Raw genomic sequence first — 17980 nt, 5'->3', positions numbered from 1 at the left:
CTGGCGATCGGCATCGTCGATGGCGTGCTCGACCTGTTCCTGCGAGGGGACGGGGCGCGCCGCGCGCTCGCGCGCGACGTCGAGTTCGGCGTTGGCCTGCCGCAGCGCCGAGAGCGAACTGAACGGGTCCGTCCGCGAGCCGGCCGGGGGAAGAGCGGCCAGCGCCCGCTCCAGGTTCGCCATCGCCTGCGCGACGATCGGCGTCATCGGTCCGCGCCGGGCCTCCGCGAGATCGTTGCGGGAGTCGTCGATGATGCCCGCGAGCGTCGATTCGGCTCGCAGAGCCTCGATCTCGAAGGTGTCGACGGCATCGAGCAGCGACTCGGCGCGGCGCACCGCTTCGGTGGCGGCCTCCAACGCGACGGATGCCTGCTCGCGCTGTCCGGCCTCGCGGCGGCGCTCGGAGACGCCCGCGGTGTGCACGGCGAAGTCCAGCAACTGATCGATCTCGTCGGGATTGCCGCCGATCTGCTGCAGGGCCGTGTCGTTGTAGCGCTGAGCGAGTCGTTCCACCACCTCGCGGGCGTGGGGCACGCGCTCGGCCAGACGCTCGCGGTCCGCCCGCACGCGCGCGAGGATCTCGGGGGCGCGGCGCACCGCGTCGATCTTGGGCTGCAGCACGAGCGTGCGCTCTTCGAGCAGATCCTCGGCCCACTTCGACAGCTGGATGATGCGCGCGTTTCGCGTGCGCAGCTCTTCCGCGGTGTCGGGGATCTCGTCGTGGTTCAGCTGGTGCAGCTGGAACGCCTCGGCGAGGTGTGTCCGGACGGACTCAAGTGCCGCGGCGAGGTCTTCGGTGGCCTTGTCGCCGAGCTCGGCACGGGCGAAGTCGAGTTCGTCCGAGGTGAGTCGCACACGCTCGTCTGCCGCGACGATCGCCAGCTCCGCCCGTCGCGCCAGATCGGCGTCCGCGGCATCCTGTTCTTCGCGCTTTCGTCTGCCCCAGAAACCGGCCATGGCATGATCCTAGGCCGCGTTATCGAGGCGGGAGCCGTGTGTTCGCTACGGGCGCGAGAGCTTCTTGGGGGCTCGCAGGTCACGAACGGGTAACACGGATAACATGGGCGATGTATGCCTGTTCGCAGGCCGGTGTCCGCACGGGCGCCGCACCCGACAGATGGAGATGCTTCGTGGCCAATCCGCTCGAGAAACTGCTGCGCGCCGGAGAGGGACGCATCCTGCGCCGCCTGCAGGGCGTCGTCAAGGCGACCGGTGCGCTCGAAGAGGACTACGAGCACCTCACCGACGAGGAGCTGCGCAACGAGACCGTCGAGCTGCGCGCGCGCTACGAGGCCGGTGAGACCCTCGACCAGCTGATGCCGGAGGCCTTCGCCGCCGTCCGCGAGGCGGCCAAGCGTACGCTCGGCCAGCGTCCCTACGACGTGCAGATCATGGGCGGCGCAGCGCTTCATCTCGGCAACATCGCCGAGATGAAGACCGGTGAGGGAAAGACGCTCACCGCCGCGCTGCCGGCGTATCTGAACGCCATCGCCGGCAAGGGCGTCCACGTCATCACGGTCAACGACTTCCTCGCGAGCTACCAGTCCGAGCTGATGGGACGCGTGTACCGCGCCCTCGGCATGACGACCGGCACGGTCGTCTCGGGGCAGACGCCCGAGGTGCGGCGCGAGCAGTACGAGGCCGACATCAGCTACGGCACGAACAACGAGTTCGGCTTCGACTACCTGCGCGACAACATGGCGTGGCGCAAGGAAGACCTCGTGCAGCGCGGGCACTTCTTCGCCATCGTCGACGAGGTCGACTCGATCCTCATCGACGAGGCCCGCACCCCGTTGATCATCTCGGGACCGGCTTCGGGCGAAGCCAACCGCTGGTTCGCCGAGTTCGCCAAGCTCGCCCGCACCCTCGAGGCCGGCGTCGACTACGAGGTCGACGAGAAGAAGCGCACGATCGGCGTGCTCGAGCCCGGTATCGAGAAGGTCGAGGACTACCTCGGCATCGACAACCTGTACGAGTCGGCGAACACGCCGCTGATCTCGTTCCTCAACAACTCGATCAAGGCGATCGCGCTGTTCAAGCGCGACACCGACTACGTCGTCATGAACGACGAGGTCATGATCGTCGACGAGCACACTGGCCGCATCCTGGTCGGGCGCCGCTACAACGAGGGCATCCACCAGGCCATCGAGGCCAAAGAGAACGTGCCGGTCAAGGCCGAGAACCAGACGCTCGCCACCGTCACCCTCCAGAACTACTTCCGTCTCTACGACAAGCTCGCGGGCATGACCGGTACGGCCGAGACCGAAGCGGCCGAGTTCATGTCGACCTACAAGCTCGGCGTGGTCCCGATCCCCACCAACAAGCCGATGATCCGCAAAGACCAGTCGGACCTCGTCTACAAGAACGAGACGGCGAAGTTCGCCCAGGTCGTCGAAGACATCGTGGAGCGTCACGAGAAGGGCCAACCGGTCCTCGTCGGGACGACGAGCGTCGAGAAGAGCGAGTACCTCTCGCGCCTGCTCGCGAAGAAGGGCGTCAAGCACGAGGTGCTCAACGCCAAGAACCACGCGCGCGAGGCCGAGATCGTCGCCCGCGCGGGACGCCTGGGCGCCGTCACCGTGGCCACGAACATGGCCGGTCGTGGAACCGACATCATGCTCGGTGGAAACGCCGAGTTCCTCGCCGTGCAGGAGATGAAGGCGAAGAACCTCGACCCTGTCGAGACCCCCGAGGCGTACGAGGCCGAGTGGGATGCCGTGTACCAGGGCACGCGCGACACGGTCGCCGAAGAGGCGGCGAAGGTCGTCGAGGCCGGCGGCCTGTACGTGCTGGGCACCGAGCGCCACGAGTCGCGCCGCATCGACAACCAGCTGCGCGGACGCTCGGGACGCCAGGGCGACCCCGGCGAGAGCCGCTTCTACCTGTCGCTCACCGACGACCTGATGCGTCTGTTCCAGTCGGGCGCGGCCGAGGCGATCCTCGCGCGCACGAACTTCCCCGACGACGTGGCGATCGAGTCGGGTCTCGTCTCGCGCGCCATCAAGAGCGCCCAGTCGCAGGTCGAGGCGCGTAACGCCGAGATGCGCAAGAACGTGCTCAAGTACGACGACGTGCTCAACCGCCAGCGCGAGGCGATCTACGCCGACCGTCGTCACATGCTCCAGGGCGACGACATCGCGGACCGCGTGCAGCACTTCATCGAGGACGCGATCACCGCGGTCATCGACGACCACACGGGTTCGGGTCACACCGAGTCGTGGGACTTCGACGCCCTGTGGACCGAGCTCAAGACCCTGTACCCCGTCAGCGTGACGATCGACGAGGTCGTCGCGGAGGCCGGAGGGAACAAGGGGCGCATCACGGCCGAGGGCCTCAAGCGCGAGATCATCTCGGACGCCCGCATCGCGTACCAGAACCGCGAAGAGTCCCTCGGTGCACCCGCGCTGCGCGAGCTCGAGCGTCGCGTCGTGCTCCAGGTGCTCGACCGTCGCTGGCGTGAGCACCTCTACGAGATGGACTACCTCAAGGACGGCATCGGCCTGCGCGCGATGGCTCAGCGCGACCCGCTGATCGAGTACCAGCGCGAGGGCTACCAGATGTTCCAGTCGATGATGGGGCAGATCAAGGAGGAGTCGGTCGGCTTCCTCTATAACCTCGAGGTCGAGGTCCGAAAGGTCGAGGGCGAAGAGAGCGCCCAGGTCGAGGCCAAGGGCCTCGCTCCCGCTCCCGTGGAGGGTCAGCGCCTGGAGTACTCCGCGGCCAACGACGCCGGAGAGGTCGAGGTCCGAAACGATCGCGGTCAGGTGCAGCAGGCGGCGACGAACCGTCTGCGCCAGGCCGCGGCGACGGCTCCCGCCGCAGAGGCTCCCGCCGCCGGTGCACGTGGTGCTTTCGGTCAGCGCACCGACGCCCCCGAGCAGCCCGTCGCGAACAACCGCGCCGATCGCCGCGCGGCAGGCAAGAAGAAGTAGCGCACGAACGGATGCCGCGCCCCTGGCACTCGCCGGGGGCGCGGCATCCGTGTGTCCACGGGCAGTCCACCCGGTGTCGATTGGCTCCGCGGGGGCGGGGATATCCTGATCCGATGAGCCCGTTGCGCCCCCTCGATCAGTCGTCGAAGTTGAAGGATGTCCTCTACGAGATCCGTGGAGAGGCCCTCGTCGAGGCGGACCGACTCGAGGCCGAGGGGCACTCGATCCTCAAGCTCAACACCGGCAACCCCGCGATCTTCGGATTCGAGGCGCCGCACCAGATCGTGCGCGACATGATCGCGGCGGTGCCGAACGCGCACGGGTACAGCGACAGCCGTGGTGTGCTGTCGGCGCGGCGTGCGGTGGTGTCGCGGTACGAGCAGGAGCCCGGCTTCCCGCACCTGGACCCGGACGATGTGTACCTCGGCAACGGGGTGTCCGAGCTGATCACGATGACGATGCAGGCGCTGCTGGACGAGGGTGACGAGGTCTTGATCCCGGCCCCCGACTACCCGCTGTGGACGGCGATGACGAGTCTCGGCGGAGGGACTCCGGTGCACTACCTCTGCGATGAGACGCGCGAGTGGCAGCCGGATCTGGAGGACATCCGGTCGAAGGTGACCCCGCGGACCAAGGCGATCGTGGTGATCAACCCGAACAACCCGACGGGTGCGGTCTACTCGCGCGAGGTTCTGGAGGGCATCGCCGACATCGCTCGTGAGCACTCCCTGCTCGTGCTCGCCGACGAGATCTACGACCGCATCCTCTTCGACGACGCCGTCCACATCCCGATGGCGACGGTCGCCCCCGACCTGCTGGTGCTCACCTTCAACGGGCTGTCCAAGACGTACCGGGTAGCGGGCTACCGCTCCGGCTGGCTCGCGATCACCGGCCCGAAGAGCCACGCCGAGGGGTTCCTGCACGGCATCAACCTGCTGGCCTCCACGCGTCTGTGCCCGAATGTGCCGGCCCAGTTCGCGGTGCAGGCAGCTCTCTCGGGCGTGCAGTCGATCGATGCGCTGATCGCTCCGTCCGGTCGTCTGCACGAGCAGAGGGATGCCGCCTGGCACGGCCTGGAAGCCATTCCCGGCGTTTCGTGCGTGATGCCGCGCGGTGCGCTCTACGCGTTCCCCCGGTTCGACCCGGACGTCTACGAGATCCCCGACGACGCGAAGTTCGTGCGCGACTTCCTTGTGGCGGAGCACGTCCTTCTCGTGCAGGGCTCGGGCTTCAACTGGCCGGCGACCGACCACGTGCGGATCGTGACGCTTCCCGAAGCCCGGGTGATCACCGACGCGATCGAGCGGTTGGGCAACTTCCTCGCGTCGTGGCGGCCCTGACCCTCAGAGCAGCGCGAGAGCGGTGACGCGCCAGCGACCGTCGATACCCTCGAGGCGCAGGGCGACAGCGCGGGTGCGCGCCCGTGCCGCGGCGGTCACGGTCGCCTCGTACACTCCGTCCGTCGGGGCGTAGAGGTGGACGCTGCGGATCTCGTGGACGTCGCGGGGAGCGGGCATTCCGCGGGCGCTGCGCGCGCGTTTGGCGAGGCTGACGCGCACGACGAGGGAGCGGTAGACCTCTTCCGACGTCCACCGCGCGAGTTGCTCGACCTCGCGCACCCCGGCGAGGACCTCGAAGACACCGCGAACGATGTTGCGCGTGAAGACATCGGCGCGGGGCAGCCGGGCCGCCGAGGTCTTCTGGGGAGCAAAGAAGTCTTCGGCGTGCGACAGGGACGTATCGGCGGGCGAGTCGATGATCGAGAGTGGAACGGTCACGCGTTCTTCCTTGGGTCACGGGCGGTCAGAGCGGGCTTCGTTGCTTGACAGTAGGACACCGCCGCCCCCGCGACAGGGGAGAGGAACTCAGGTTGTGGATAAGAAACCCAGGGTGAATACACGGGGAGGAGTGCTCAGTCCGGGTGCCGGATCTCTCCCTCGCCCCACAGTTCTGGGAAACTCGCCTCCTGCGATTGATTCCAGAGCGCGGACCGGCGAGCGATCTCGATGCGGTCATCGATGTAAGAGGTGACGCTTTCCGCGTCGATCCGCCAGCGCGCGGGGGTGCCGACCTCGATCGCCCGGATCTCGCCGCGTTCGATCAGCGCGAGCACCTCGGTCGGCGTGATGCCGAGCCGTCGGGCGACGGCATCCGGATCCACGTATCGGCTCGGAGGTGAACTCATATCGGTCACGCCCTCATTATGTCCGCCATTTGGCCGGGGGAGCGGCTTCACCCACTAGGCTACCGCCCACTCCGAAGGAGTCGGAACGCGGGCAGCGGCGGAAGCGGATGGCGCTGCGAGCCGTCGGAGACGTGACAGCCCTTTAGTGTGGAGTGGTGTCGACACTCAGCGAACTCGTCTACGCCCAGGGCCGAGCCAGTGAGGCGGATGTCGAGTGGCTGCACCGACTCGCGGGCGACGGACAACTCCTCGCCGATCTCGCTTTCGCCGACATCGTGATCTGGGTGCCCACTCCCGACGACTCGTTCGTCGCCGTCGCGCACACACGGCCCGGGGGAGCGGCCACGCTGTTCTATCGCGACATCGTCGGTGACCGGGTCCGGCCGCAGTGGCGCACGCAGGTGCGCGACGCCTTCCAGAGCGGACGCATCGTCGACTCGGCATCCCCCGACTGGTTCGAGGAGACGCCGACCCGTGTCCGCGCGGTGCCGATCGTGCGTGAACTCTCGCGGGAGGGCAACGCCGTGACCACCATCGGTGTGCTCACGCGCCACACCAACCTCGGCGAGACGCGTACGCCGTCGCGTCAGCAGATCACGTTCAACGACTGCGCCGACGATCTCTTCGGCATGATCGCGTCGGCGGAGTTCCCCGACCTCGCCGCGCCCACCGCTCCGCGTCGTGGTGCTCCGCGCGCCTCGGACGGTCTGATCCGCCTCGATGTCGACGGCATCACCACCTTCGCGAGTCCCAACGCGCTGTCGGCGTTCAACCGCATGGGCTTCGACGACGAACTCGAGGGGGAGTCCCTCGCCGAGGTCACCGCGCGGATCCTCCCCGCGAAGCGTCAGGACGTCGACGAGTCGCTCCCCGTGGTCGTGAGCGGACGCGCGCCGTGGCGTGCCGACATGGAGGCACGGGGCGTCCAGGTGTCGCTGCGCACCATCCCGCTGCGCGATCGGGGCACTCGCATCGGCGCGATCGTCCTGAGCCGCGATGTCACCGAGATCCGCCACCAGGAGCAGGAGCTCATCACCAAGGACGCGACGATCCGCGAGATCCACCACCGCGTCAAGAACAACCTCCAGACGGTCGCCTCGCTCCTTCGCATCCAGGCCCGCCGGACGCACTCCGACGAAGCGCGTGATGCTCTGACCCAGGCCATGCGTCGCGTGTCGGCGATCGCCGTCGTCCACGACACGCTCTCGGAGGGCCTCGCGCAGAACGTCGACTTCGACGACGTGTTCGCCCGTGTGCTCAAGCTCGTCGCCGAGGTGGCGGCCGCCCCCAACACCCGTGCCCGCACGCGCACGACCGGTCAGTTCGGGACGCTCCCCAGCCAGTTCGCGACGCCGCTCGCCCTCGCGCTCACCGAGCTCGTCACCAACGCCGTCGAGCACGGCCTCGCGGGGCAGGAGGGCGACGTCGAGATCGCGGCGGAGCGCAGCGACGAGGTGCTCGCGGTCAGCGTGCGCGACACCGGGGTGGGGCTGCCCGAGGGGCAGGTCGGTCGCGGTCTCGGCACGCAGATCGTCCGGACGCTCATCCAGGGCGAGCTCGGCGGCACGATCGACTGGCACACCCTCATGGGCAGTGGGACCGAGGTCACGATCGAGATCCCCCTGCGCTACATCGGCGGCTCGTCCGCCTGAGGCGTCGCGTTTCTCGCAGGTACGCGCGAAGCTCGCAGTCTTCCGGACGGATCCTGCGCGCTTCGCCCGTTTCTGCGAGCTCCGGCGCGGGGCGGGGACGACGAGCGGCTCCCGCGCGGACACGACGAAGCCCGCCCCCGAAGGGACGGGCTTCGTCGAACGGCGGATGCCGTGAGGTCAGGACGCGCGGCGAGCGCGGGCGGCGCGGCGCTTGAGGGCGCGGCGCTCGTCTTCGCTCAGACCGCCCCACACGCCCGAGTCCTGGCCGGACTCGAGGGCGTACTGCAGGCAGACCTCGGTGACGGTGCAGCGTGCGCAGACCGACTTGGCCTTCTCGATCTGATCGACCGCCGGGCCGGTGTTGCCGACCGGGAAGAACAGTTCGGGGTCGACGGTCAGGCAGGCTGCTTTGTCGCGCCAATCCATAGGGGGTGCTCCTTGTAACAGAAAATTGGTCGATTCGGCACCGGCATTCGGGTCCGGTACCCTGGTGGGAACGCGAGCGATTGCTCGCCCCACTTCGCTGTGGGAGCACACGGCTTGTTCCATGCTCCCATAGCGATTCCGCACGATCAAGAGGTAACCGGTAGGTTTCCAGAACGTAACGGCGTGATGAGATCCGCCGGGAGGGCTGTCTCGATGCCTGTTCGCCTCTCGGCTGCACTGATTCTGGGCCTCGAAGCCGTCGGCATCCTGGCCCTCGCGGGCTGGCAGGTCGTCGCCCTGATCGGGGGCGATACCGACTCCGCCGTCAGCTCGATCGCCCTGATCGTGCTCACCGTCATCGGTGCGGTCGCCGTCGGAGCGTTCGGCGTCGCGACCGCTCGCGGCGTGTCCGCGGGGCGCTCCGGGGGCATCGTGACGCAGCTGCTGATCCTCTCGGTCGCGCTCGGAGCGGTCACGGGGGAGTGGGCGGCGCCCGCGGTCGCCCTGCTCATCGCGGTCCCCGCCGTGGTCGGCCTCGTGCTGCTCGTGCTCGCCGTCCGGGCTGCCGCCCCGCGCCGACGTCCCGAAGACTGAACGCCGAAACCGCACGCGATCACCGAATCTGCAGGGATTCGACAACAGCCGCGTGCGGTTTCGAGGAATGCGTGCGGTCTCGGCACCGGGGACCTGATGTCAGGCGGTGGCGAGGCCGAGTGCCTTGCGCAGACGCGCGACGTGGCCGGTGGCCTTGACGTTGTACTGCGCCTCGACGATCGATCCGTCCTCGTCGATGACGAAGGTCGAGCGCAGCACGCCCGTGACGGTCTTGCCGTAGTTCTGCTTCTCGCCCCACGCCCCGTACGCTTCGTGCACCGTGTGGTCGGGGTCGCTCAGCAGCGGGAAGGTGAGGCCGTCGCTGTCGCGGAAGGCGCGCAGCTTCTCGGGGGTGTCGCGAGAGACGCCGAGCACCGTGTAGCCGGCGCCCTGGAGCGACGCGAGGCTGTCGCGGAAGTCGCAGGCCTGCGTGGTGCACCCGGGGGTCTGGGCGGCGGGGTAGAAGTACACGATCACGCGGCGACCCCGGAAGTCGCTCAGCGAGACGGGGTGCTCGTCCTGGTCCAGCAGGGTGAAGTCGGGGGCGGTGTCGCCCTTCGAGAGATTCGTCACCCCTCCAGCCTAGAACGCTCGATGGCCTGGAACGTCGTCAGCAGCCGGTGGAGGGAGTCGAGTCGCGCCTCGGCCCCCGGGCCCAGGCGACCGGATGCCACGGCCTCCGCGATCGCGCAGTCCGGGGCGTCGGGCAGGTGCGTGCACCCGCGCGGGCAGTCTTCCGCTGCCTCGGCGAGGTCGGTGAAGGCCCCGAGGACGTGGGCGGGATCGACGTGGCCGAGGCCGAAGGAGCGCACTCCGGGGGTGTCGATGACCCAGCCGGAGCCCGCGGTGCCGCGGTACCGCAGCGACACCGCGGATGAGGAGGTGTGGCGCCCGCGGCCCGTGACGGTGTTGACGTGCCCGATCGCCCGCTCCGACCCGGTGAGGGCGTTCACGAGCGTCGACTTGCCGACACCGGAGTGCCCGACGAAGACCGTGGAGTGTCCGGCGATGGCCTCCCCGATCTCCGCGAGCGGCATCGCGCCCTGCGCGCTGGTGAACACCCGCAGATCGATCCCGTCGAAATGCGAGAGGAACTCGCTCGGATCGGCGAGATCCGTCTTGGTGACCACGAGGAGAGGACGGATGCCGGCATCCAGCGCCGCCACCAGATACCGGTCGACCAGCCGCTCCCGCGGTTCCGGATCGGCCGCGGCGACCACGATCAGCATCTGGTCGGCGTTGGCGACGATCACCCGCTCGACCTGATCGGTGTCGTCGGCGCTGCGCCGCAGTAGGGACGTGCGCTCCTCGATCCCCACGATCCGGGCGAGGGTTCCTTCTTCCCCGGAGAGGTCGCCGACGACACGGGCACGGTCACCGTTGACGATCGGCTGTTTGCGCAACTCGCGGGCGCGGGTGGCGAGGACGCGACGCTCGGTCGGCTCGTCCTCGTCGAGGAGAACGGTGTACCGGCCGCGGTCCACGCCCAGCACGCGGGCGATCTGCGCGTCCGCGTGTGCGGGACGCCGTTTCGTGCGGGGTCGGTTCGCCTTGGGGTTCGGGCGGACCCGGATCGACGACTCGTCGTAATCGAGGTCGTCGTCGTCCGTGTCGTCGAGCCAGCTCACACGACGCTCCGAGCGTCAGCGCGCGGCATCCGCGTCCTCGTCGAGGCCCAGCATGGCGTGCCAGAGGGCGGCGAACTGGGGGAGGGTCTTGGCCGTCGTGCCGATGTCGTCGATCTCGACGCCGGGCACGCGCAGACCGATCAGAGCGCCCGTCGTCGCGAGGCGGTGGTCGTGGTGGGCCTTCCACTCCCCGCCGCGCAGCGGCTGCGGGACGATGCGGATACCGTCGTCGAGCTCGTGCGCCTCTCCGCCCAGGGAGCGGAGGTTGCCCACCAGGGCCGCGATGCGGTCGGTCTCGTGGCCGCGGATATGACCGATGCCGTGCAGCGTGGTCGGGCCGTCGGCGAACGCCGCGAGGCCGAAGAGCGTGGGGGCGAGTTCTCCCGCGGCGGAGAGATCGAGCTCGAGGCCCACGATGCGCTCTCCTGCCGAGACCGTCAGCGTCCCGCCGCGGCGGGTCACGCGCGCACCCATCTCGCTGAGGATGTCGGCCAGCAGGGCGCCCGGCTGCGTGCTGTGGAGGGGCCACCCGGTGACGGAGACCGTCCCGCCGGTGACCATCGCCGCGGCGAGGAAGGGGGCGGCGTTGGAGAGGTCGGGCTCGATCGCGACGTCTTTCGCGCGAACGGGCCCGGCCGGGACGATCCATTCGCCGGCCGCGGGGCGTTCGACGTGGATGCCGCGGTGCGCGAGGGCCTCGACCGTCATGTCGATGTGCGGGATGCTCGGCAGACGCGATCCGACGTGGCGCAGGTGCAGACCGACGTCGAAGCGGGGAGCGGCCAGCAGCAGCCCCGAGACGAACTGGCTCGACTGGCTCGCGTCGATCTCGACCTCGCCACCGCGCACGTGGCCGTGCCCGCGGACGGTGAACGGCAGGGCCCAGTGGCCGCCGTCGTCGATGTCGACGCCGACGTCGCGAAGGGCGGAGATCATCGCCCCCATCGGCCGGTGCAGCGCGCTCTCGTGGGCGGTGATCGCGACATCGCCCCGGGCGAGCCCCGCCACGGGGGCGACGAACCGCATGACGGTTCCGGCCTGTCCGCAGTCGACCGTGGAGTCGCCGGCGAACGCGGCGGGCGGGGTGACGAGCAGATCGGGCCCGAAGGGGGAGTCGGTCGCGACCTCTTCGATGCCCACGCCGAGGGCGCGCAGCGACTCGACCATGCGGACGGAATCCTCGGAATGCAGGGGAGCGTGCAGCATGCCGGGGCCGTCGGCGATCGCGGCGAGCACGAGTTCGCGGTTGGTGAGCGACTTGGAGCCGGGCACCGTGACAGTGGCATCCACCGCTCCGTCGGCGACGGGCGCGTTCCACGCCCCACGAGGAGTGGCGGCGGAAAGGGAATACCCGAGACGTGTCATCGGTTCTTAGCCTACTGAAAGGGGACGACACGTGACCGCACTTCTCGAACGCCTCGGCGTGCAGCCGACCACCCCGGTGGTCGTCGACACGCCCGACGTAGACTGGCGCGTAATGGACGACACGGCAGACACCCTCCCGCCGGTGGCGGAGCCCCGCGCGCAGTTCGAAGAGCAGGCGCTGCCCTTCATGGACCAGCTGTACGCCGCGGCGATGCGCATGACGCGCAACCCCGCCGACGCGGCCGACCTCGTGCAAGAGACGTTCGTCAAGGCCTACGGGTCGTGGGCGACGTTCACGCAGGGGACGAACCTCAAGGCGTGGCTGTACCGGATCCTCACGAACACGTACATCAACACGTACCGCAAGAAGCAGCGTGAGCCGTACCAGAGCGCGATCGACGACCTCGAGGACTGGCAGCTCGGCGGGGCGGAGTCGACGACCGCGACCAGCGCCCGTTCGGCGGAGGCCGAGGCCATCGACCACATGCCCGCGTCGGTCGTGAAGGACGCGCTGCAGTCGATCCCCGAGGACTTCCGACTGGCGGTGTACCTCGCCGACGTCGAGGGCTTCGCCTACCAGGAGATCGCCGACATCATGAAGACTCCGATCGGCACGGTCATGAGCCGTCTGCACCGCGGACGCCGCCTTCTGCGCGACCTGCTGTCGGATTACGCCAAGGAACGCGGCTTCCAGGCCGCGACGGGAGAGAAGAAATGAGCGACTGCGGCTGCGACCAGGCACGGCGCGACCTGGAGGAATACCTTCGCAACGAGGTCTGCAAGACCCAGCACCGCGACATCCGTGAGCACCTCGAGAACTGCCCCGGATGCCAGGACGAGGCCCTCGTCGCACGGACGCTGACCGAGGTCGTCGCCCGCGCGTGCAAGGAGACCGCGCCCGAAGAGCTGCGCGACCAGGTGCTCGCCCGACTTCGCTCGGTCCAAGCCGCTCACTGACGAGGCGGTGCCGTCGGTCCGTAGGCTGGAGTCATGCCCACCACCGACACGCGCAGTCTCGCTCCGGATGCCACCTCCTCCGCCGACCTGGAGGCCGTCGGCCTCGAGTACACCCCGGTGTCGGCGGACGACGCGGCCTTCGAACCCTTCCTCCGAGCGGTGTCGCGGGGGTTCCTCGGCGAGGAGCCCTCGGCGGATGAGGTCGAGAGCGCACGCCGCGCGCTGACGTCCCGTCGTCTGACGGGCGTCTTCGACCGCGCCGGTGTCGATCCCGCTTCTCCGGTGGCAACGGTCGATTCGTGGCCGACGGAGCTGACCGTCTCACCCGGCCGCACGATCCCGCTCTGGTCGATCAGCGCTGTCACCGTGGCGCCCACCCATCGACGCCGCGGGATCGCGCGCGCGATGCTCACGGGAGAGCTGCGAACCGCGGCGGCGGCGGGGTTCCCGCTCGCCGGGCTCACCGTGACCGAGGCCACGATCTACGGGCGGTGGGGCTTCTCGCCCGCCGCGTGGGCATCCGACGTCGCGGTCGACACGAGGCGTGCGCGCTGGACCGGCCCGGTCGCCCCGGGCCGCCTCGACTTCGTGTCACCCGAGAGCCTCCCCGAGCGACTGGCCCGCGTGCACGAACGGATCCGCGTCGAGCGCCCCGGCGCGGTGCCGGGGTGGGAAGGCCGCTGGCGCGGCGTGGCGGGGCTCACCCCCGACGCGAAGGATGCGAAGAAGGTGCGCGCGGTGTCGTATCGCGACACCGCGGGTGAGGAGCGGGGCGTCCTCGTCTACACGCTCGAGTCGGGCCCGGACGGCGACTTCTCCCCGTACGTGTTGACGGTGCGTGCGCTCTTCGCCGATGGCGACGAGGCCACCGCGGCGCTCTGGCGCTTCGCGATCGAGCACGACCTCGTCGGTGAGGTGAAGGCGTCGCTGCAACCGATCGCCCCGCCCGTGCAGTGGATGATCGCCGACCGTCGCGCGGTGACCGTGACGCCGACCGACCACCACTGGCTGCGCGTCCTGGACGTCCCCGCGGCGCTGAGCGCGCGGCGGTACGCCGCGGCCCTCGACGTCGTCCTGCGGGTGGAGGACCCGCTCGGCTTCGCGGACGGCGCGTGGAGCGTCCGTATCGACGCCGACGGGTCGGCCGTCGTGGGCCGAGCGGCCCAGGATCGTGCCACCGACCTCGAGCTGACCGTCGGAGCACTGGGCTCGCTCCTGTTGGGCGGCGTGCGTGTGCGCGATCTCGCCGCGGCGGGCCTCGTGCGCGGCCCGCGGGAGCACCAGGCCGCCCTCGACGCGGCCTTCACCCCCGAGGTCACGCCGCTCCTGGACATCTGGTACTGAGCGAGCCTCATAGGGTCGCCCCGTAACCTCTCCTCGCGATGTCCGATGCTCCTCCCTCTTCCGTGCAGCGGCGCCCTCGGCTGCGCGTCGATCCGCGCGCCGTCGGGGCCGCCCTGACGCGGTTCCTCCGCGCCAATCCCGTCGCGGTCTGCGTCGCGATCCTCATCACGGCCTCGTCGGCGGCGACCGGCACCCTGTGGGGAGAGGACGCCCTCGTCTGGGGCGCCGGTCCGCTCGCCACCTTCGCCTCCGGACGATGGTGGACGGTCGTGACCGCGCTCTTCATCCCGGATTCGCCGGTGGACGCGATCACCTCGGTGGTCCTCGCCCTCACGGTGCTCGCCGCGGCCGAGAGGCTGCTCGGCTCGCGGCGGACCGGCATCCTGTATCTGGTGATCGGGGTCGTCGGCCTGCTCGCCGGCGTCGGCATGCACGCGGCCGTCTGGTCGGTGACGGATCTGCGACCGGTGGTGGCCGCCGAGGTGCCCGTCCTCGATCCCACGACGCCGATCGCCGGCGTCGTGATGGTGTCCAGCGCCTTCGCGCTCACCCTGTGGCGCCGGCGGCTGCGTCTGGTGGGCTTCGCTCTGCTGGCGCTCTTCGCCCTCTACGCCGGGGACGCCGACTCGTGGTACCGCATCATCACGGCATCCGTCGGACTCGTCGTCGGCGCTGTGCTCGCCCGTGGGATCGAGCTCCGGTCCTGGCACCGCAGCTCCACGCGCGAGACGCGGACCCTTCTCGCCCTCCTGGTCGCCGTGGTGGGCAGCGGCCCCCTCGTCGCGCTCATCAGCGGCGGCGGTCGCGGACCCCTCTCGCTCGTCGTCGACGCGTACACGCAGTACGACGACGATCTGCTCGCGCGCTGCGACAGGGTCTCGGAGACCGTCTGCAACGAGCAGATCGCCCTGCTGATGACCCGCGGACTGGGACCGGCGCTGCTGGCGATCGTTCCCCTCGTGCTCATGCTGGTCGCGGCGTGGGGGCTCCGGCAGGGCCGCCGCTCCGCCCTCATCATCGCGGTGCTCACCCTCGTGGCATCCGGGGTCGTGCCCCTGCTCTCCCTCGCCGACGGGCGACTGCGCATCGATCCGTGGGTCGACGGCAGTGGGGCGGAGTACGTGCTGTGGGCCCTGGCATCCGTCGTCATCCCCCTGGTGCTCGCCCTCGCCCTCGTGCTGACCCGGCATCGCTTCCCCCTGCGGGCCACGCGACGCGCGGCGCGCACGGTCGCCCTCGTCACCGGTGTCGCCTTCGTCGCGTGCGGCTCGGTGTTCTTCGTGATCGAGGAGCTCGGTCGCCGCGCCTTCGACCGCGAGATCTCGGTGCTCGACATGCTCGGGCTCACGCTGCGCCGGTTCTTCCCGCCCTCGTACACGCACCCCGGATCGTCGGGCTTCCCGCACCACGGCCCGGCGCTCTTCGCCTACCAGTGGGTGGGCGTGCTCTTCTGGGCGATCGTGATCGCGGCGATCCTCTGGCTGTATCGCCGCGTGCAGAGACCGGATGGCGACGACGACTCGCTCTACCGTCAGCTGCTGCGTCGGGGCAGCGACACCCTCGGCTTCCTCGGCACATGGGCGGGCAACCGTCACTGGTCGTCGGCCGACCGGCAGAGTGCGGTCGCCTACCGTCTCGTCGGAGACGTGGCGCTCGCGGTCGGCGACCCGCTGACCCCACCGGGCGGACGCCCGGACGCCCTGCGGGGTTTCACCGACTTCTGTCTCGAGCACGGGTGGACACCTGCGTTCTACAGCATCCACGCCGAGACGGCGGCCGACCTGCGCGACCTCGGCTGGCGGCAGGTCCCCGTCGGCGTCGAGACCGTGATGGACCTGCCCGGGCTCACCTTCGCCGGCAAGGCCTGGCAGAAGGTGCGCCAGCCGCTCACGCGGGCCGAACGCGAGGGGTACACCGCCGTCTGGACCCGCTGGCACGAGCTGACCGTGTCGCAGGCGTCCCAGGTGATCGCGATCGACGAGGAATGGGTGGCCGATCGCGCTCTCCCGGAGATGGGCTTCACCCTGGGCTCGCTGGACGAACTGCGCGATCGCGACGTGCGCCTGCTCCTGGCGGTCGGACCCGACGACCGTATCGAGGCGGTCACGAGCTGGATGCCGAGCTGGACCGACGGCGAACTCACGGGCTGGACGCTCGACTTCATGCGCCGACGGGCCGAAGGGCCCAACGGGATGATGGAGTTCCTCATCGCCAAAGCGGCGCTGCACCTGCAGGAGGAGGGTGCCACGGTGCTCAGCCTGTCGGGGGCGCCTCTCGCCGACGACCCCGACGAGCCGGCCGACGGCGACCCCGCCCCGCTGCGTGCGCTCCTGCGTTGGCTCGCCGAAGTGCTCGAGCCCGCGTACGGGTTCGCGTCGCTGTTCCGCTTCAAAGGCAAGTTCCGTCCCCGGTATCGACCGCTCTCGCTCGCGTACCGCGACCCCTTGCAGCTTCCGTCCATCGGCGCCGCCGTCGGCCGCGCCTACCTCCCGGACGCGTCGCGCCGTGAGATCGTCGCCCTGGCGCGAACAGCATGGGAGGGTCGCCGGTGAACCGCTTTTTCCTGTCTTTCGAGCTCATCGACAGCCCTCTTCTCGTGATCTGCGCCGTCCTCGCGGGACTCGGTGCTCTCGCCGTCGTCGTGTGGGCGCCTCGCTGGATCGTGGGCACCCTCCTCATCGGCGTCGCCGCGGGCATCGTCATGTACGTCGTCGCCCACATCCTCGAGGGGCAGGGGATGTTTCAAGGTCCGCTGCCCGTGCATGCGGCGACCTGGGCCACCGGGGGCATCTTCGCCGTCGCCGTGGGCATCGTCGGCATCTGCCGGCGACCCTGGGGGCGTCGCCTGGTCGGCGTCGTGACCGTGCTGGCCGGCCTGCTCACGGCAGCTCTCGGCGTCAACGCCGCGTACGGGGTCACGCACAATCTGGCCGCCATCCTGGGCGTTCAGGCCCTCGACCCGGCATCGCTGCCCGCCCCGACGGCCACCTCGGGTGATCCGGCGACCCTGTACCAGAACTGGCAGCCTCCGGCGGGTATGCCGTCGCAGGGGTCCGTGAGCGCCCTGACGGGGGATGCCAAGATCCCGACCGGACAGTACGCCGCGCGCGACGCCTCGCTCTACCTTCCGCCGGCGGCGCAGGTGGCGAACCCGCCCGCCCTGCCGTTCCTGGTGTTCATGATGGGGCAGCCGGGCTCCCCGGATCCCACGAACCTCGCGAAGGCGCTCGACGCCTTCGCCGCGAAGCACAACGGCCTCGCGCCCATCGCGGTGGTCGTCGACCAGCTGGGCGCTCCCGAGCGGGACCCCGGTTGCGTCGACTCCGCGAAATTCGGGGCGGTCGCCACCTATATCAACGAGCTCGTGCCGAAGTGGGCCGAGGCCAAGCTCAACATCGTCAAAGACCACCGGTACTGGACCATCGGTGGATTCTCGAACGGCGGCTCGTGCGCCGCGGTGTACGGGGCGAAGTATCCGCAGGTCTGGGGACAGATGCTCGACATCATGGGCAACGAGTTCCCCGGGTCCGAGCATGTCGACCAGACGGTGAAGGACGTGTTCGGCGGAGACGCCAACGCGTTCCAGGCGGCCAAGCCGTCGGTCATCATGGGGGCCGCTCCGGCCGGGACCTATGCCGGTCATCTGGCGATCTTCACGTGGGGGAGTCTCGACACGACCTACGGGCCCGGGCAGAAGGCGAACTCCGAGGCGGCGCAGGCCGCCGGCTTCACGGTCGTCACGTACGTCGTCGACGGAGCCGGCCACACCGGCGAGGCCCTCGACGCCAGTCTCGCGTATTCCCTTCCGGTGCTGGCCCCGGTCCTCGGTCTGGCGCCGCCGGCGTCCTGACGACCGACGCCGACGCAACGAGAAAGGCCCGGCCGACATCGTCGGAC

Annotated in this window: 16 protein-coding genes; 9 read left to right on the top strand and 7 right to left on the bottom strand. The window is 69.8% G+C overall.

The window, feature by feature from the left end; translation table 11 throughout:
• The coding region (locus NS220_RS12695) for a hypothetical protein (RefSeq protein ID WP_058624414.1) at nucleotides 1-957 on the bottom strand (957 nt) is incomplete at its 3' end.
• Between the two features lie 173 nt (nucleotides 958-1130).
• On the opposite strand from NS220_RS12695, the gene secA reads away from it, so the two are divergent.
• Together secA and NS220_RS12685 are read left to right on the top strand one after the other, a co-directional pair.
• The gene (gene secA / locus NS220_RS12690) at nucleotides 1131-3932 is read left to right on the top strand and encodes a preprotein translocase subunit SecA (protein ID WP_058624413.1); all 2802 of its coding nucleotides are present in this window, start codon (nucleotides 1131-1133) and stop codon (nucleotides 3930-3932) included.
• Nucleotides 3933-4045: 113 nt separating this feature from the next.
• Nucleotides 4046-5272, top strand: a complete 1227-nt coding sequence (locus NS220_RS12685) for a pyridoxal phosphate-dependent aminotransferase (RefSeq protein ID WP_058624412.1) — start codon at nucleotides 4046-4048, stop codon at nucleotides 5270-5272.
• A gap of 3 nt (nucleotides 5273-5275) precedes the next feature.
• Here NS220_RS12685 and NS220_RS12680 read toward each other — a convergent pair whose 3' ends face one another.
• Together NS220_RS12680 and NS220_RS12675 are read right to left on the bottom strand one after the other, a co-directional pair.
• Entirely contained in the window at nucleotides 5276-5710 is a 435-nt protein-coding gene (locus tag NS220_RS12680; RefSeq protein ID WP_058624411.1) for an Rv3235 family protein, read from the bottom strand.
• Nucleotides 5711-5844: 134 nt separating this feature from the next.
• Nucleotides 5845-6117, bottom strand: a complete 273-nt coding sequence (locus NS220_RS12675; RefSeq protein ID WP_058624410.1) for a helix-turn-helix transcriptional regulator — start codon at nucleotides 6115-6117, stop codon at nucleotides 5845-5847.
• Nucleotides 6118-6272: 155 nt separating this feature from the next.
• Between NS220_RS12675 and NS220_RS12670 the strand changes: the two genes are divergently transcribed.
• A complete protein-coding gene (locus NS220_RS12670; RefSeq protein ID WP_058624416.1) occupies nucleotides 6273-7769 on the top strand; it encodes a sensor histidine kinase in 1497 nt (498 codons plus the stop codon).
• A 177-nt stretch (nucleotides 7770-7946) separates the two neighbouring features.
• Here the strand turns inward: NS220_RS12670 and NS220_RS12665 are convergent, their stop codons facing one another.
• Complete coding sequence (locus NS220_RS12665) at nucleotides 7947-8195, bottom strand: WhiB family transcriptional regulator (RefSeq protein ID WP_013583608.1); 249 nt, start codon at nucleotides 8193-8195, stop codon at nucleotides 7947-7949.
• Between the two features lie 213 nt (nucleotides 8196-8408).
• Here NS220_RS12665 and NS220_RS12660 point away from each other — a divergent pair, with 213 nt between their 5' ends.
• Nucleotides 8409-8789: a hypothetical protein gene (locus tag NS220_RS12660; protein WP_058624409.1), complete on the top strand. Its 381-nt coding sequence runs from the start codon at nucleotides 8409-8411 to the stop codon at nucleotides 8787-8789.
• Nucleotides 8790-8888: 99 nt separating this feature from the next.
• On the opposite strand, the gene bcp is transcribed toward NS220_RS12660, so the two are convergent.
• Genes bcp through aroA form a run of 3 tightly spaced genes read right to left on the bottom strand, consistent with a single transcriptional unit; the run spans nucleotide 8889 to nucleotide 11782 of the window.
• Nucleotides 8889-9362 (bottom strand): thioredoxin-dependent thiol peroxidase, encoded by a 474-nt coding sequence (bcp, locus tag NS220_RS12655; protein WP_058624408.1) that lies wholly within the window; start codon nucleotides 9360-9362, stop codon nucleotides 8889-8891.
• Nucleotides 9359-10417, bottom strand: a complete 1059-nt coding sequence (gene rsgA / locus NS220_RS12650; protein WP_058624407.1) for a ribosome small subunit-dependent GTPase A — start codon at nucleotides 10415-10417, stop codon at nucleotides 9359-9361. Before rsgA ends, bcp begins: the two co-directional genes overlap by 4 nt.
• Before the next feature lie 15 nt (nucleotides 10418-10432).
• Nucleotides 10433-11782 (bottom strand): 3-phosphoshikimate 1-carboxyvinyltransferase, encoded by a 1350-nt coding sequence (gene aroA, locus NS220_RS12645; RefSeq protein ID WP_058624406.1) that lies wholly within the window; start codon nucleotides 11780-11782, stop codon nucleotides 10433-10435.
• 31 nt (nucleotides 11783-11813) lie between these two features.
• On the opposite strand from aroA, the gene NS220_RS12640 reads away from it, so the two are divergent.
• Genes NS220_RS12640 through NS220_RS12620 form a run of 5 tightly spaced genes read left to right on the top strand, consistent with a single transcriptional unit; the run spans nucleotide 11814 to nucleotide 17933 of the window.
• On the top strand, nucleotides 11814-12500 hold the full coding sequence (locus NS220_RS12640) for a sigma-70 family RNA polymerase sigma factor (RefSeq protein ID WP_440589463.1): 687 nt from the start codon (nucleotides 11814-11816) through the stop codon (nucleotides 12498-12500).
• Nucleotides 12497-12739 (top strand): zf-HC2 domain-containing protein, encoded by a 243-nt coding sequence (locus NS220_RS12635; protein ID WP_013583600.1) that lies wholly within the window; start codon nucleotides 12497-12499, stop codon nucleotides 12737-12739. Before NS220_RS12640 ends, NS220_RS12635 begins: the two co-directional genes overlap by 4 nt.
• Nucleotides 12740-12772: 33 nt before the next feature.
• The gene (locus NS220_RS12630) at nucleotides 12773-14083 is read left to right on the top strand and encodes a GNAT family N-acetyltransferase (protein WP_058624405.1); all 1311 of its coding nucleotides are present in this window, start codon (nucleotides 12773-12775) and stop codon (nucleotides 14081-14083) included.
• Between the two features lie 38 nt (nucleotides 14084-14121).
• Nucleotides 14122-16635, top strand: a complete 2514-nt coding sequence (locus NS220_RS12625) for a bifunctional lysylphosphatidylglycerol flippase/synthetase MprF (protein ID WP_081323163.1) — start codon at nucleotides 14122-14124, stop codon at nucleotides 16633-16635.
• On the top strand, nucleotides 16632-17933 hold the full coding sequence (locus NS220_RS12620; protein WP_153004274.1) for an alpha/beta hydrolase: 1302 nt from the start codon (nucleotides 16632-16634) through the stop codon (nucleotides 17931-17933). Before NS220_RS12625 ends, NS220_RS12620 begins: the two co-directional genes overlap by 4 nt.
• Nucleotides 17934-17980: the final 47 nt, after the last annotated feature.

Origin of the sequence: Microbacterium testaceum (assembly GCF_001476655.1) — a bacterium.
Taxonomy (GTDB): domain Bacteria; phylum Actinomycetota; class Actinomycetes; order Actinomycetales; family Microbacteriaceae; genus Microbacterium; species Microbacterium testaceum_C.
The sequence above is the reverse complement of the archived record's forward strand: the minus strand, read 5'-3'. Positions and strand labels throughout refer to the sequence as shown.

Excerpts from the sequence above, each read along its gene's own strand:
- NS220_RS12685 (WP_058624412.1), top strand. The coding sequence starts at position 4,046 with ATGAGCCCGTTGCGCCCCCTCGATCAGTCGTCGAAGTTGAAGGATGTC.
- NS220_RS12660 (WP_058624409.1), top strand. The coding sequence starts at position 8,409 with ATGCCTGTTCGCCTCTCGGCTGCACTGATTCTGGGCCTCGAAGCCGTC.
- NS220_RS12625 (WP_081323163.1), top strand. The coding sequence starts at position 14,122 with ATGTCCGATGCTCCTCCCTCTTCCGTGCAGCGGCGCCCTCGGCTGCGC.
- NS220_RS12665 (WP_013583608.1), bottom strand. The coding sequence starts at position 8,195 with ATGGATTGGCGCGACAAAGCAGCCTGCCTGACCGTCGACCCCGAACTG.
- NS220_RS12630 (WP_058624405.1), top strand. The coding sequence starts at position 12,773 with ATGCCCACCACCGACACGCGCAGTCTCGCTCCGGATGCCACCTCCTCC.
- NS220_RS12675 (WP_058624410.1), bottom strand. The coding sequence starts at position 6,117 with ATGAGTTCACCTCCGAGCCGATACGTGGATCCGGATGCCGTCGCCCGA.
- aroA (WP_058624406.1), bottom strand. The coding sequence starts at position 11,782 with ATGACACGTCTCGGGTATTCCCTTTCCGCCGCCACTCCTCGTGGGGCG.
- NS220_RS12635 (WP_013583600.1), top strand. The coding sequence starts at position 12,497 with ATGAGCGACTGCGGCTGCGACCAGGCACGGCGCGACCTGGAGGAATAC.